At 50.4% G+C, this 13,520-nt stretch carries 10 protein-coding genes; 6 read left to right on the forward strand and 4 right to left on the reverse strand.

The window, feature by feature from the left end; genetic code table 11:
- The first annotated feature begins 16 nt into the window (after nucleotides 1-16).
- Nucleotides 17-586 (forward strand): ATP-dependent protease subunit HslV, encoded by a 570-nt coding sequence (hslV, locus tag AVO41_RS02480; protein ID WP_068582055.1) that lies wholly within the window; start codon nucleotides 17-19, stop codon nucleotides 584-586.
- A 16-nt stretch (nucleotides 587-602) separates the two neighbouring features.
- Nucleotides 603-1,190, forward strand: coding sequence for a YqhA family protein (locus AVO41_RS02485; protein ID WP_201022826.1), 588 nt, complete (start codon nucleotides 603-605; stop codon nucleotides 1,188-1,190).
- 98 nt (nucleotides 1,191-1,288) lie between these two features.
- On the opposite strand, the gene AVO41_RS02490 is transcribed toward AVO41_RS02485, so the two are convergent.
- Nucleotides 1,289-2,107, reverse strand: coding sequence for a DUF2189 domain-containing protein (locus AVO41_RS02490; protein ID WP_068582058.1), 819 nt, complete (start codon nucleotides 2,105-2,107; stop codon nucleotides 1,289-1,291).
- 288 nt (nucleotides 2,108-2,395) lie between these two features.
- On the opposite strand from AVO41_RS02490, the gene AVO41_RS10780 reads away from it, so the two are divergent.
- The 4 genes from AVO41_RS10780 to AVO41_RS02510 are packed head-to-tail and all read left to right on the forward strand — an operon-like array spanning nucleotide 2,396 to nucleotide 11,345.
- Nucleotides 2,396-5,326: a FecR domain-containing protein gene (locus AVO41_RS10780; RefSeq protein ID WP_068582060.1), complete on the forward strand. Its 2,931-nt coding sequence runs from the start codon at nucleotides 2,396-2,398 to the stop codon at nucleotides 5,324-5,326.
- Nucleotides 5,327-5,328: 2 nt separating this feature from the next.
- On the forward strand, nucleotides 5,329-6,741 hold the full coding sequence (locus tag AVO41_RS02500; RefSeq protein WP_068582062.1) for a M48 family metallopeptidase: 1,413 nt from the start codon (nucleotides 5,329-5,331) through the stop codon (nucleotides 6,739-6,741).
- Between the two features lie 8 nt (nucleotides 6,742-6,749).
- Nucleotides 6,750-8,909, forward strand: coding sequence for a CHASE2 domain-containing protein (locus AVO41_RS02505; RefSeq protein ID WP_235584635.1), 2,160 nt, complete (start codon nucleotides 6,750-6,752; stop codon nucleotides 8,907-8,909).
- Between the two features lie 18 nt (nucleotides 8,910-8,927).
- The gene (locus AVO41_RS02510; RefSeq protein ID WP_068582064.1) at nucleotides 8,928-11,345 is read left to right on the forward strand and encodes an HD domain-containing phosphohydrolase; all 2,418 of its coding nucleotides are present in this window, start codon (nucleotides 8,928-8,930) and stop codon (nucleotides 11,343-11,345) included.
- 15 nt (nucleotides 11,346-11,360) lie between these two features.
- Here AVO41_RS02510 and AVO41_RS10850 read toward each other — a convergent pair whose 3' ends face one another.
- Genes AVO41_RS10850 through AVO41_RS02520 form a run of 3 tightly spaced genes read right to left on the reverse strand, consistent with a single transcriptional unit; the run spans nucleotide 11,361 to nucleotide 13,469 of the window.
- Complete coding sequence (locus tag AVO41_RS10850; protein WP_369793272.1) at nucleotides 11,361-11,771, reverse strand: YdcF family protein; 411 nt, start codon at nucleotides 11,769-11,771, stop codon at nucleotides 11,361-11,363.
- Nucleotides 11,720-12,166, reverse strand: coding sequence for a hypothetical protein (locus tag AVO41_RS10855; RefSeq protein WP_235584636.1), 447 nt, complete (start codon nucleotides 12,164-12,166; stop codon nucleotides 11,720-11,722). The genes AVO41_RS10850 and AVO41_RS10855 overlap by 52 nt, the downstream gene beginning before the upstream one ends.
- Nucleotides 12,167-12,176: 10 nt before the next feature.
- Nucleotides 12,177-13,469 (reverse strand): diguanylate cyclase, encoded by a 1,293-nt coding sequence (locus AVO41_RS02520; protein WP_068582067.1) that lies wholly within the window; start codon nucleotides 13,467-13,469, stop codon nucleotides 12,177-12,179.
- Between the last annotated feature and the right edge of the window lie 51 nt (nucleotides 13,470-13,520).

Below are 13,520 nucleotides of genomic sequence, written 5' to 3' on the forward strand. Positions count from 1 at the left end.
AGCAAACGAGGCAATTATGAGCGAGCACACGGACGCGAGCACCTTTTACGGCACCACGATACTATGCGCCAAACGAGGCAATCAAATGGTCATCGGCGGCGATGGGCAGGTCACACTCGGGCATGTGGTGATGAAAGGCAATGCGCGCAAAGTGCGCCGTTTGTACCATGGGAAAATTCTCGCGGGGTTTGCCGGAGCCACCGCGGATGCGTTTACGTTGTTTGAGCGCTTTGAAGGCAAATTGCAATCGCACAACGGCCAATTGATGCGCGCCGCCGTGGAAATGGCCAAAGACTGGCGCACCGACCGCGCCCTGCGTAAGCTCGAAGCCATGATGCTGGTGGCCGATAACGACAATATGTTGTTGATTTCCGGCACGGGCGATGTGATCGAACCGGCGCATGACTTTATTGCCATCGGCTCCGGCGGCAGCTACGCCCATTCCGCCGCTCAGGCCCTGATGGACAACACGGATTTGTCGGCCAAAGACGTGGTGGAAAAAGCCCTCAACATTGCCGGCGATTTGTGCATTTACACCAACCATAATCTGACCATCGAAGTACTGGATGGCGAGTCATCAGCGTGAAACACGGGAGTAAACCATGGCTGCAGAATCTGAAAACAACCCCTTGTTGACCGACAGCGAATCGAGTGTCTGTGACCGTGAACGCAGCCGCACCGAGAAAGGCTTTGAAGGCGTATTGTGGAACAGCCGTTTTGTGGTTCTACTGGCGGTGATTGCCAGTCTGATCATGGCCTTTGGCATTTTTTATCTGACCACGATTGATGTGTACTACACCATCGCTCATCTCTCACACTACCACGAACTGGCAGACGCCGACCGAGCCGAACTCAAGGCACAGACGGTCGCCCACGTGGTTGCTGCCGTCGATGGTTTTCTGCTCGGCACCATTATGCTGATCTTTGCGCTCGGGCTGTATGAGCTGTTTATCAACAAAATACAGGCCGCCGAAGGCAAACAAAGCGCAAGTCAGATACTGATCATCAACAGCCTGGATGACCTCAAAAACAAACTCGCCAAAGTGATTCTGCTGATTTTGATCGTCATGTTTTTCGAGCAGGCGCTGTTTCTCAAACCCACCACCCCGCTGGAACTGCTCTACTACTCATTGGCGATCGTGCTGGTCGCGTTAGCCCTATACTTCTCGCAAAAAGCCTACAGCAAATAGAGCGAAAATCAGCTCCATTTTTCACCAGGCCTGGTAAAAAAAGCCCCGGGCTTGGACCGGGGCGAATGAGGAAATAGGTATGTTGAAGGTTTGGTGATTTACTCTGCCTGATCTTCAAATTCGATCAGGTCATTAAAGGCGTGCCAGCTGGCGTAGCCCAGCAACGGCATGATCACCACCATGAGCAGGCCGACGGTGACCAATCCCAGTATGACCATTGCCCCGATGGTGATGGCCCAAGCGGTCATGACGGCTTTGTTTTCCATGACCACCTGATAGCTCAAAATCATGGCGGAAATGGCGCTGACCTTTGGGTCTTTCAGCATCAGCGGAATGGTGACCACACTGATGGCAAAGGCAAACGCGGCAGCAATCAACACTAACAGGGCAAAGTAGGCCATAAACGCCCAGCCAGCTTGAGAGCTTATAAAGCCCATAATGCCTTCCCCGGTTTCAACGATCATCAGATTGTCAGACTGAGCAACGGCGGTAATCATGGGCAGGAAATTGACCGACACGAGCACAATCACACCGAGTGACAGGGCATAGAGTACAAAATTAGCCGTGTTATGCCGCCAGACGGTCATGGATTGCCACAGGTCAGGCTTTTTGCCTTGTTGCATTTGCTGAGAGATGGCGTACAGACCCGTTGCGAGAAACGGTGACAGCATGACAAAGAAGGTGGCTGTTTTGAAAATCATGATGGGTTCGGCTTGATAGGCACCATACACCAGCATCACGGCCAGGGTCATGATCAGCCCGTAGAAGAGCGATGCCAATGGTGCGTTGGCCATGTCCATCCAGCCTTGTTTGAGCCAGTGGCCAATGTCGCGCATTTGCCGATCCTTGGATACCAAGTGCTCACCGTTCTCCGTCACATGGTGGTGAATGCTTGAGCGAGAAATGGCATGTTCCATCGTAACCTCCTTGCCTTGTTCAGGCGTTAAAAGACCGAATTATTCAGAAAAACAAGTGGTTAATTTCTGAGTGGCCAATAAGGTTACTTTCATTTGTACGGATTTTTGAGTTGCTTTTAAAATTAAATTTGTTAATTATTTATTACTGTTGTTTATAAAGCTGGTCTTTTGGGGTCATTGAGAAATAAGACTTTCCTAATATTAGAAGTTGGTTTTCAACTTGTTGTTTTAATTGGTTTGCTCGAAACTGTTTGGTATTATTTCCAGTCATAGATAAGGGAATTGATTATGGTGGTTCGGTTATTTTTTCTGACCGCAATGCTGTTGTTACCTAAAATCCTTATGGCAAGTGTTGGGACCTTTGCACTTGTGACTGGGGATGTCGTGGTTGAACGTGGTCAAAACAGTTTGGTCGCGCAGACGGGGATGTCTTTGCAGCAGAAAGATTTTGTGGTCACCGACTCAGGCGGACGGGCGCAAATCCGGTTTAATGATGATTCTGTGATTACGCTTAATGGTCAGACCCGTTTTGGAATCGAATCGTTTTTATTTGAAGAAACAGATCGCTCGGACACAGCAACGTTTAATGTTGTAAAAGGTGCTTTTAAAGCAATTACCGGTCAGATCGGCAAGCGTTCTCCAGAACGCTTCAAGGTTAAGACCCGTACGGCGACGATAGGGATTCGGGGCACGGTCTTTCTAGGAAAAATTTGGCCAGATCGCGAAATGTTTGCCACGTTAGATGGCCAAATCTTTGTGACAGAAAATCAGACTGGAGGTATTGTAGAAATACCGGCCGGACAGTACGTAGAAGTCATGCCGGGGCTGCCCCCGCAGCCGCCACAGCCGCTTGATGATGCGGTGCTTGATGACATCAATTCGGAAGATCCACCTCCGCCTGGCGATGATGCGTCGGCTGGTGACCCGAATAATGCCAACAATGATCAGACTGAGACATCACCTGTTCAAACAGCCGAAACCTCAGGCGAGGGTCAGTCTGCCGTGGGTGACTCTGTAGGCGAACCGCCTTTGCCTGATGATTCTTTGCATGCGTCGGAACAGGAGACCGTACCGACTTTGCCTGTGTTAACTGGTCAGCTGGTCGAGCCTGATGTGGCAGATGAGGCGCAACAGGCCAAAACCGAAGAGACCCCAAAAGTTGATGAGCCAACGACTCCTCCTGATGGCTTTAACGAAAATCAGGGGGAATGGATGCTTTCAGAAGAAAGTAATGTTTGGACTTGGCAGGCCTACCCGAGACCTGATATGCCCACAATTCCTGAATCGGGTTACAACTTCAACCAGGGTGAATGGCAGTTTAATGAAGAGGCTTGGGTGTATGAGTGGGAGGCCTACCCGAGACCTGATATGCCCACAATTCCTGAATCGGGTTACAACTTCAACCAGGGTGAATGGCAGTTTAATGAAGAGGCTTGGGCATACGAGTGGTTTGCTTACCCGCCTCCTGCCCCAGAACCTGAGCCAGAGCCAGAACCAGAGCCAGAACCAGAACCAGAGCCAGAACCAGAACCAGAACCAGAGCCAGAACCTAATGCAGAGCGAGAACAATCCATGCAAGGGGTTTTGGTTCAAACCATTGAAGGCTCTGACTTTGATACGGTTGCGAAGCACTTAGATCTTGGCTATCAATTGGTTGCTAATACATTGAAAGACGGAACCAGTGGAGAAGGGTCGACGATTCCTTTTGAAAGTATCGTCGACGGAACAACCTCTAATATAGAATTCACAAGAAACTGGTCCTTGTCTCTGGACGAGGCGTCCTCTTCATACACAGCGTGGGCGTCTGAAGACACCGAAAGTATGGATTTGTACTTTTTTGATGGCGAAACCGCCCAAACCGGTGCTCAAATCACTGTTTATGCTGATTCAAAGCAAGAATTTTTTGTAGCGGATTATAGCTATTCAGATGGCATGACGATTCAATATTCCGAAGCGTTCGGCCAGACGTTGGCTTACGCACATAAACCTGCCAGCGACATTGTTCGTTATCAAGACCCTGTGACTGAAAAATATCTGTATATGAATTACGAAAATGACCAGTTGATGAATTTTGAGCTGGTTGACTTTGATCAGGTGTCACTACGCTATGGGGAGGTGTTTTATGATGCTTCCTCCACAGGATTGATTCCCATTGATATGAATAAAAAAGGGTTCGATTATTCAGATTTCAGTTATGAAACGGAGCAATACACCAAACTGAATTATTTAGACAGCGAGCATGCAGGGCTGGTTTATGGCAGTGAGGCACAGGGCATTATTGCGCTCAGCGAAAATGAAACGTTGAATAAAACGGATGTGTTTTCAGGGTTTAAAGACACAGAATACAGTCCTGCTGCCAATACGGATAATTCACCAAATTTGGAGCTAAGTGGGTTGATGCACAGTCGTTTAGCGGATGATTCGGGTGGAGCTTTACATTTTGATATGGATAAAAGCGATGGTCGAGTTTGGAGCACGAACATCGTGATTAAAGATACCCAGGGCGCCGAAGTGTTTACCTATGTTATGAATGATGATGGGGATTACTCTGAGGGGGCTTTTATACATGATGATTTATTCCTCAGCGCAACCCAGGCTTCCTTGGAAGACGATTTAGGGGCGACGTTTGACGCTTCGGTTGATGCTTGGATTGCGGCATTGGATGATCAGGCAATCATGGATAATGAATACGTGTCCTGGGGCTATTGGGGGAGCGGAGAGGCAACCGATGGTCAAGCCAATCGTGATGCGGTCAAACCGAGTTTGTGGGTCGCGGGCAAACAATGGAGTGAGGCGGCTACTTATTTAAATGATCTGGCCTCGGATGTAAGTTATACCTATACCGGGACGATCAAAGGAATGACCACCGACTCGGATAATCTTGTTTATCCGATCGATGAAGGAGGCACGGTGAATATTGGTTTTGATTTCGGGCCCTCGGGAGATGCCTTTACCAGTGCTCAACTTGAGTTCAACTCCAATAATCAGAATTGGAGTTTGAACTTGGATTCTGCACCAGGAACGTTAACGGTTACATCGGGTGATCAGGCTTTGTTTGAAGGCTCTTTGGTCGGTGATGTTGATGCCACATCTGGCGCGACCGGGGATTTAAAAGGCTTGTTTTATGGAAGTGAGGCCGAGGCAGTGGGCGGTCGTTTTAAAGCCGAGCACCCCGGGTTATATCTTGAAGCAATGGGTGTGTTCGAGGGTAAACGATAACTATGGCAAGTCTCAATGCACAAGCTTTTATTGATATCAGACTACGGCTGCTTTCCTTCCTATTGGTTTGCATAACGGTGGCGCCCGTTAGCGCGCAAACCGTTCAATCTGATCGATCCACGGATCAAGCGGGTCAGGTTGATCAGATTAAACATTTGTACCGACAGGCCAAAAAAGCTTTTGAAGCAAAAGAGCATGAGAAAGCACATTCGCTTTTTACTGCTTTGGTCCAGAAGGCACCACAAAGCCGAACGTTTAATTTTTACTTGGGCCGCTCAGCCTTTGAGATATCCCGCTACGAGGACGCCATCGTTGCTTTTGATCGTGTGCTGATGCTAGAACCAAATCACTTAAGAACACGTCTTGAAATGGCGCGTGTTTATTTTGCTCTGAAGCAATATGAAATGGCGTTATTGGAAGTCAAGGCCGTTTTGGCCAACCCTGACGCAGTGCCGCCCAATGTTCAAAAAAATGCAAAACGTTTTGTTGCAGTGATTAATTCAGAGATGGATTACAGCCCACATTCGCATTCATTTACCTTGGTATTGGGTGGCGAATACGACAGTAACGTTAACAACGACTTGGGAAGTTCAGGGAGTTTTGAGTTGCCGGGGTTGAACGACTTGGTTCTGGAAGGGCGCAAGGAGGTTGAGGATTATGCCCTGAGCCAAACATTTTTATATGACTACGGTTATGATTTTGGTGAGCGTAAAGGTTGGCATTGGCAAACAAAAGTACTGGGCTTGAATAAAAATCATCGAGAAACCTCGCAAAATGATTTGCAATACTTATCGATTGAAACAGGCTTAGGTTTAAAACAATCAAATGGACGTTGGTTGTTTCCCTTGACGCTGGATCGTGTCTATTTGGATGGAGAAACTTACGTCTCGAATGTTGCTTTGGGCATTGAGTATGAGCGTGCGGTCACATCAAAATTATTCTGGACGGCCGGTTATACAGGAAGGGTCAGTGAATACGAATCCAATAATAAAGCGCGTAATGCCCTTTCGCATTTGGTCTCATTATCAACCCAAAAAATCTCAGAAGGTGAGACCCCGTGGGTATTAGGTTTGGAGGCGAAAGGCGAGTCACGGCGTCAACGAGAGACCCATCCCACCGATCCAGCGTCGATGCAAGAGTACAGATTGCGTGCGTCGGTGACGAAAGTCATTGATTCGGATTGGCGAGTGAACAGTGGGTTTATGCGCCGATGGACGAATTATGACTTTAAGAGCGCACTGTTTGAAAATCAACGGGCGGACCGGGTCAATCGTTTTAACCTAGGTGTCACTTATCAGATGGCAAAAACATCCCAGCTTTCTTTTAATGTTTCTCGCGCGATCCATGATTCGAATCAGGGTCTTTATCACTATGACAAAGATCGTGCCGCCTTGCGCTATATCCTCCAGTTTTAGGTGTTTGTGTGTCACGGCGAACGCTTCAGGCCACTCTGACCCTACTGTTGATCGCGCTCAGCCTGTTGTTGTTGATCACGCAAAAAGACTGGTATCAGCCCTTTGAAAACAAGTTGAATGACCAACTATTGGTGCTGAGGGGGGTACAACCGGTTGACCCCAATATCGTTATTGTCGACATTGATGAAAAAAGCTTGAAAGCAAGGGGCCAGTGGCCCTGGCCTCGCGATCAAGTGGCTGAGCTGTTGCGAAAACTGACTGGCCTTGGCGCGGGCATGATAGGCCTGGACATGGTGTTTGCCGAATCGGACAATAGCTCACCAAAGCGTGTGTTTGAACGTTTAGGTCGAGAAACGGATGGGCTGCCGGATTACGATCAGCGTCTGGCCGAAGCCATTGCGGAGACGCCAACGATTACAGGCTATGTCTTCATACAAAATCCAGATGGCATTGACCCGGGACGGTTGCCGACCAGTCGAGCCATGATCCTAGAACGAGACAAACCTGCTCAGAGCTATCTTTTTCAGCCGTATCGAGCGGTGCTGAACTTGCCCATTCTGCAGGAAAGTGCATATGCCAGCGGCTACTTCAATTCGGTGCCTGATGCGGATGGGGTTGTGCGCAGTGTGCCTTTGGTGATGCAGTATGAGCAAATGCTTTTCCCCGCATTGAGCTTGGAAATGTTACGAGTGATCTCTGGACAGCGGCGCATCGAGGTTCAGTATGAGCACCAGGGCGTCAATTCCGTATCAATGGGGCCTTTGCATGTCCCGACCGATGCCAACGGTCAAATGCGGCTTAATTTTCGTGGTCCGGCTTTTTCCTATCCTTATGTTTCGGCTGTGGACGTGCTGGAGGGTGAGGTGGTGCCTGCTGATCTGGCAGGCAAAATCGTTTTGCTGGGCACCTCAGCCTCTGGTTTGATGGATTTGAGAGCGACGCCGCTCGACAGTGTTTATCCGGGGGTGGAGGTCCATGCGACCGCCATTGATAACATGCTCAATCAAGATTTTCTGGCTCAGCCGATGTGGACGCTGGGGGCGGATGTGGTCACGCTGCTGGTGGGGTTGATGCTGATTGGGCTGGCATTGATGTTCACGGGGTCGGTCCTCAGTTTTGTGGTAGCTTTGACTTTGATTGCGGGTCTGGTGGTAGCTCATTACTATCTGCTGGTTTCACAAGGACTGATTTTTAACACCGTCGTGCCTTGGGCGGCGTTTGTGATGTTGTTCGGGTTGGGCACGGTGATCAACTACTTCTTTGAAAGCCGCCAGAAAGCCAAGATACGCAAACGCTTTGCGCAAAAGGTATCGCCGGCGGTGGTGGAGGAACTGATTAATCATGCGGATGATGTGTCTCTGGAAGGAAAAGAGCAGGAAGTGACCCTCTTTTTTAGCGACATCCGAAGCTTTACGACCATGTCTGAAAAAATGGGTTCTGCGCGTGCATTGATCACTTTGCTGAACCGTTATATGACCCCGATGGTGGAGGTTATAACGAAACGTCAAGGCACCGTGGACAAGTTCATTGGTGATGCCATTATGGCTTATTGGAACGCACCGATTGAGGTTGAGCAGCATGCGGACGAAGCGCTGACCGCTTCGGTTGAGCAGATTCTGGCGCTAGAGGATTTAAACCAAACACTGGCTCAGGACGAATTGCCTCGGATCGACATAGGCATTGGATTAAACACTGGCGTGGTTGTGGTTGGCGAAATGGGATCTGTGGGGCGTTCAGATTATACCTGTATTGGCGACGCGGTGAATTTGGCGTCTCGGGCCGAAGGTTTGTGCAAACCTTACAGCGCCAAAATTGTTTTGACTGAATTCACCGTGTCGGCTTTGGCGCATCCCGACCGGTTTCAGATGCGTTTTCTGGACAAGGTCCGGGTCAAAGGCAAAAGTGAGCCAGTGTCGATTTATGAGTGTCTGGGCTTTGCTCAAAATGACCAGGCCTGGTATACAATGGCGCAAGAAGAACGCACTTTGTTTGATCAAGCGCAAATGGATTACCATGAAGGGCGCTTTTCAAAAGCGCTAGAGGGCTTTCGACAGCTACAGACACGCTGGCCTCAGCCTTTGTATGACATGTATCAATCTCGATGTAAACATTATGTGAAGCATCCACCCGAGTCGTTTGATGGGGTCTTTACGCTTGAAAGCAAATAATCAGCAGGAGAAACGCGCATGAGTCGGATTCGATTTTTGGGTGCGCACGGTGGACGCGCGCAATCAGCGAAAACCACCTGTTTGCAGGTCACGCCCACAACGCTGATTGATGCTGGTCACATTATGGGAGGACTGACTGAAGCAGAGGCGTTGTCCATTGAGCGTATTTTTTTGACCCATGCCCACCTGGATCACATTCTCGACATTGCGTTTTTTATTGACCATTTTTTTGCCAGGCGGCAGTTTCCGCTCAAAATTTATGGGTTGCCTGATACGCTTGCGGCATTGCGGCAGCATTTTTTCAATGAGGCCATCTGGCCGGATTTTACGCTGATCGACTTGCCCGGGCTGAATAATCGAGCGATTGAACTGGTCGAGCTCAGCATGGACGTGCCCGTGGACGTGGATCAGGGTATTTGTCTGACGCCGATCCCGAGTCATCACACGGTTGCCTGTTGCGGCTATGTGATTGAAAGCTCGGCCGGGGCCATGGTGTTTGGGGGCGATGGTTGGAAGAACCCGGCACTGTGGCAACGGGTCAATGCCGACCCTGCGATCCATTCTGTGGTGATTGATGTTTCTTTCCCTGATCGTTTGCGTTCGGTGGCGGAGAAAAGCCGACATCTGACCCCAACGCTTCTGGTGGAAGACATGAAAGCGTTAACGCGCTCAGATGTGTCTGTGTATGCGTGGCACATCAAACCGGCGTTTGCGGACGAAATTTTTCAGGAATGGACTGGTTTGGGGTTGTCGGCGTCTCATCTTTTGACCGAAGGGGATGAGCTGGACCTGGCCTCCGGGCAAAAGTTGGCCGCAGCTTCCGCTGGACAGAGCCATGGTTCGGTCGATGGAATGGACCGGGTCGCGCGGCTTAACCAGATTGGCGTGGCACTTTCGGCGGAAAAGGATTTGGCCGTTCTACTGGAAAATATTTTGGCCGAAGCAAAAAATCTGACGCACGCAGACGGCGGTACCCTGTATTTATTGGAAGACGATGCTCTGCATTTTACCGTGGCGCAGACAGATTCGCTGGGGATTCGAATGGGCGGCACCAGTGAACCGATCAGTTGGGAACCTCTGCCATTGAAGCTGGCGGATGGGGCGCCGAATAAAAAAATGGTGGCGGCCACCAGTGCACTGGAGAACCGCGTGATTAATATTGAAGATGTCTATCACGCAGATGGTTTTTCGTTTGAGGGGGCAAAAAAATTCGACGAGGCGATGGGTTATCGCTCCAAGTCAATGCTGGTGATCCCGCTTCGCAACTACGAGGAAACCGTCATCGGTGTGTTGCAATTGCTGAACCGTCAGGACGCCAACGGCCAAACCTGCGCGTTTGGAAAAGAGGATGAGCAGATTACCCTTTCTCTAGCATCTCAGGCGGCTGTGGCCTTGACCAATGCGCGCCTGATCGATGATCTTGAAAATCTGCTCGAGTCTTTTTTGGGCAGCATTATTTATATGATGGGGCGTAAGTCCGAGTACACGGCGGGTCACATTAATCGCATGGTGGCGTTAAGCGAAATGTTTGCAGATGCCATTCATAAGGATGCGACGTTCTTCCCAGATAAATTCTACTCCAAAGAAGACGCTCACATGATCCGGATGGCCGCGCTGATGCATGACATTGGCAAGCTGGCTACGCCTGAAACCGTTATGGACAAAGCCACCAAGCTGGATGGGCATTTTGATCGAATTGAATTGGTGGAACAGCGCGCCCAGACCGTTCGGGCCAACCTGCACAATGCACGTCTAGTTCAGGCGTTGGACCAGAAGAATGATCGTGCGGACTCGCAGGCCGAAAAAATCGACTGGGACGCTGAGCTACGCCGGCTGGATGAAGGGATGGCGCTGGTTCGAAAAAGTAACGAAGGGGGGGAGTTTTTGCCGGATGAGCAGTCACGCGCCATTCAGGCACTGGCCGAGACGCCCTTTCCCGTCCAGACGGGACCGAAAACGCTTTTAACCCAGGAAGAAGCCGATTATCTGAAAGTTCAAAAAGGCACTTTGACTGAGGCCGAGCGTCAAATCATTATGGAGCATGCGCAGATTGGTTTGGACGTGCTTGAGCAATTGCCGTTCCCTGAAAAATACAAAAACATCCCGCATGTGGCGGGGGCACACCATGAAAAACTCAATGGCAAGGGTTATCCATTGGGATTGAAGGCGGAAGAGATTTCATTTGATGCACGCATTCTGGCGATTGCGGACATTTTTGAAGCCCTGACCGCCTTTGACCGTCCTTACAAAAAAGCCAATCCGTTATCGGTGGCGATGAAGATCATGGGCTTTATGGTCAAAGATGGGGAGCTGGATCCGAAGTTGGTTCGTTTTTTCATTGAGTCCGGCTTGTATCAACAATACGCCGAGCGTTACCTGCCTGAATCGTCCAGAGATGACATCGATGTGGATTTCAGTGAGTGGCCGGAGGGGTAAATCAACCAGGCCTGGTTATTTTTGACGTTTTTCTGGCGCAGGGAACCAGCTGGCAGATCGATCGGTCAGATAATAGGCCGTGAGTCCGAGCCATTCACGCCAGGCGGTTTCTAACATGTCCAAGTGGCCGCTGAATTTAAAATTGGCTTGCCGGTAAGGGCCTTGCGCGCTTTTGTAATCGGTGGGCCAGGGGATCACATTCACGCCGGTCTGACGGGCAATGCCGACGGCGCGGGGCATGTGAAACGCTGAGGTGACAAGGAGGTAGCGACCGTTTGGGTTCGGCAATAAGGGTCGAATGGCAATAAAGTTTTCGTAGGTGTTGCGCGAATCCGATTCGATGATCAGCCGGGAAGGCGCAATACCGATCCTGGTCAGCAGCGTGCGTGCAAAATGCCCTTCGCCTTGCGTGTCCTGCAGTTGCAGGGAGCCGTAAAGAGCACAGGTGTGTCGGGGTAATGCCCGGCCAGATAGCGCGCATCGGTATAACGGTCGCCGCCGCTGCCCAATTGAGGCAGTTGCCAGCTCAGGCTGGCGCGTAAATCTTCCCCTCCCCCCAGCATTAAAATCCCGTCAATGTTTTTGGGCAGTGTGACCGGTCGTTCAAAGCGTTTTTCCAGTGGGGTGATTAGCCAATCGCCCACCGGATAAATTAACAGGGTCAGACCGGCCGCGCTCAGAAGCGTCATCAGCCCTCCGGCCAGGCGACGGCGCCCGAACCAGAGTAACAAGGTGGCGATCACCAGAAGAACGATCATCAGATTGCCCGGTGTCAAAAACAACCAGGCCACTTTGGAGAGGGTAAAAAAGTTGGTGTCCATAGCGATCTGTTCAGTCAGTCTGAGAAGCGTTGCTGGAAACCGGGGCTATGACCGTTTGGTTGCGCCCACGTTCTTTGGCCATGTAAGCTGCAGCGTCGGCGTGTTTGAGCAAGGCGTCGAGTTGGTAGCCATGCGGGCCAAGGCAGCTGACACCAATGCTCAATGTCAGGGGGTCAATGCCGTAGTCGGCCTGCCAGTCGATTTGCGCAAAACGCTCATGCAAATATTGCGCTTTTTTCAGAGCCGCCGCCTCTGAAAGACCATAAAGCAGGATGACAAACTCTTCACCGCCCCAACGGTAAATCCGGTCGTTTTTAGTCAGTGACGCTGATAGCAGTTCGGCGCCGTGCTTGAGTACCTTATCGCCGGTCTGATGACCAAACAGATCATTAATGCGTTTGAAGTCATCAAAATCAATGACCAGCAGGCAGGCCCCTTCCTGTTTGAACTTGGCCGACTGTAACTGTGCCTGAATTTGCTTGGCCCCTTCGCGTCGATTGGCAACGCCGGTAAGAATGTCATAATGCGCCAGTTGTTCCAGCTGGGTTTGCATGGTTTTATGATCGGTGATGTCTTGTACCATGCCCACCACCCGAGTCGGCCGACCTTCTTTGTCACGTTGGCAGACCTTGCCACGGTCATGGACCCAAAGGTAGTGTCCATTGCGGTTGCGCAACCGGTATTGCGCCTCGTAACGACCGCGAACCCCTTTCAAATGGCTGTCCAGAACGCCCCAGACGTAATCAATGTCTTCGGGGTGGACATTTTTGACCCAGGTCTCGACATGCGGGGCCATTTCATCCGGTCCGTAACCGAGCATTTTTTTCAGTTGCGGACTAAAGAAAACGTAATCCGTTGTCAGCTCCCATTCCCATAACCCATCTGAGGCTTCGTTCAGAGCAAACCAGACACTGTCTTCCCGGGTTTGCAGGGATTGTTCGTAGGCCAGACGTTTGTTGATGTTTCGCGCGACGGAGACAAAATAAGTCTGATCGTTTTCAGTGAGCACGGTGGTGACCACTTCGACCGCCATCTCATCCCCGTTTTTGTGCTGGTGGCGTCCGACAAAGGTGTAACCATCCGGGTTTTGGCGGATGACGTCGGCGATTTCTGCCCATTGGGGCAGGCCGGTCACGTCTTTTTGTAAGCTGAGGACAGATTGGTTGATGATCTCATCGGGTTGATAGCCCAGGGCTTCATACCCCGCCCGGTTGCACCAGAGGATACGGGAAGACTCCGGGTCAATCACATAGACACTGTCCTGAAGGTTTTCAAAGACTTGGTTGACAGATGGCAGGGGCATAAATTCCGCGTAGGTCGAGAATAATTGATTGATATTAACGAATCTGTAGAC

The organism is Thiomicrospira sp. WB1, from assembly GCF_001507535.1.
Classification (GTDB): Bacteria; Pseudomonadota; Gammaproteobacteria; order Thiomicrospirales; family Thiomicrospiraceae; genus Hydrogenovibrio.